We start from the raw sequence: 1,951 nt of genomic DNA, 5'->3' as shown, positions 1-1,951 counted from the left end.
TCGCCGTCGCAGGTGTCCCGATCTACGAGGTGCGTCGTGTCGCGCAGAGCCTCGAAGACGTGTTCATGGACCTCACCGGCAGGGGTGGTCTGCTGTGAGGCGCGCGATCCGGCTCGAGTTCCGCAAGATGCGCCGCTTGCGCACATTCCTCATCACCGCTATCCTGGTCCTCGCCGTCGCGGGCCTGTCCAGCTTCTCCCTCTTCGCGGGCAGCACGCAGGAATCGTTCAACGACCCGGACGCGTTGCCCTGGGAGGGCCTGATGGTGACCTACACCCTCATGGCCGCGATGACCTCCCCGAACCTCGCCGCCGTGCTCGCCAGCCGACAGACCGACATCGAACACTCTGGCATCGGCTGGACCCTCGCCTCCACCGCTGGCTACTCACCCGGCGTGCTATGCCGGGCGAAACTCGTCGCGCTCAGCGCGGTCCTGCTGCCCGCCGTGATCGTGCAGACCCTGCTCGTGATCGGTATCGGCATGTTCGCCGGTATCCGCGTGCCCCTCGAGGCGGGGCCGTGGGTTCTGTACACGGGGCTGCTGTTCCTCATCGATGTCGCGTTCCTCGCGCTGCACATCTGGCTCGCCGCCATCGTGGAGAACCAGCTCGTCTCCGTCGGCGTCGGCATGCTCGGCGCGTTCCTCGGCGTCTTCACACTCCTCACCTCGACCGCCATCGCCCGGCTCATCCCCTGGGGGTACTACGCCATAATCTCCCCAATCGGGCAACAGGGAGACCGCCTCGTGTATCTCACGCTGCCGTTCGGATGGATCGTCGGCTTCCTCATCCTCGTCGGCATCGTCTTCGCCGTCGCCACCCGACGTCTCGACCGGATCGAAAGGTAACCCCGTGCTCCGCGCAGAAATCCTCAAACTCAAGCGCTCCGCCACCTGGATCATCACGCTCATCCTCCCGCTGCTGGCCGTCACCACCGGGACGATCAACCTCGCCAACAACCCCGACACCCTCGACGCAGGGTGGGCATCGTTCACCTCGCAGGTCACCCTCTTCTACGGACTACTGTTCTTCTCCATCGGGATCGGCTTGATCGCGTCCACCGCCTGGCGGGTGGAACACCGCGGCACCAACTGGAACCTACTCCTGACCACCACCCGCAAGCCCGGCAAGCTGGTCGTCGCCAAGGTCCTGGTCATCATGATCCCCGTCGCGTTCATGCAGCTCGTCCTCGTCGCAGGCACCCTGATCTCGGGCACGCTCGTACTCGGGCTCGAGGGAGCGATCCCGTGGCAGTTCGCCCTCATCGGCGCGATCTCCGTCCTCGCGGCACTGCCCTTGATCGCCATCCAATCGCTGCTGTCGATGCTGCTCAAATCGTTCGCCGCACCCGTCGCGATCTGCCTCCTCGGCTGTGCCGTCGGCGTCGCCACCGTCACCAGCGAAGCCCTCCGACCGCTGAGCTTCATCTGGCCACAAGCCATCAACACCCGCGCTCTGAACCTCGGATCGACCGCTCTCGCAGGCTCTGGGGGGCTCACGGCCCAAGACGCGCTGCCGCTCATCGGCACGGCGCTCGGCGTCGCACTGATCATCGTCGCGCTCACCGGCACAACGATCCGTACAGTCAAGCTCCGCTGAGTTGAGCCTGTGCTCTCGGCGAAAGCTTCGCTGCGGTCCTCTGAGCGAAATCCGCTGCCTGTGCTGGCTCGTCATCGCTGGACAGGCTTGGACCAGCTCACCGAACTCCTGGTCGACCTCGACGACCTCTACAACAAGTGCTAACCAGCCGAACGACGCATACTCAACCGCGCCCTGTTCACCCGCATCACCATCGACGACGAAGAGAACGCCACCTACACACCCGACGAGACCACTGCCAGCGTCCTCGCCCACACCAACATCGACGCCCCGACCGAAGTCACCGCAGAAACAAAACTTGCCCCGCCATCAGGCGGGGCAAGTTTCGATTTTCTCATCTTACGTGGAGGTAA

The 1,951-nt window shown here is 64.6% G+C and carries 2 protein-coding genes; both read left to right on the top strand.

The annotated features are described in order from the left end of the window. Positions 1-94: 94 nt before the first annotated feature. Positions 95-847: an ABC transporter permease gene (locus tag HMPREF0183_RS09335; protein ID WP_005885337.1), complete on the top strand. Its 753-nt coding sequence runs from the start codon at positions 95-97 to the stop codon at positions 845-847. A 4-nt stretch (positions 848-851) separates the two neighbouring features. After that, positions 852-1,598 (top strand): ABC transporter permease, encoded by a 747-nt coding sequence (locus tag HMPREF0183_RS09330; RefSeq protein ID WP_005885334.1) that lies wholly within the window; start codon positions 852-854, stop codon positions 1,596-1,598. Positions 1,599-1,951 lie beyond the last annotated feature (353 nt).

The organism is Brevibacterium mcbrellneri ATCC 49030 (assembly GCF_000178455.1).
GTDB classification, from domain to species: Bacteria; Actinomycetota; Actinomycetes; order Actinomycetales; family Brevibacteriaceae; genus Brevibacterium; species Brevibacterium mcbrellneri.
This window is presented reverse-complemented; position numbering and strand designations above follow the sequence as displayed.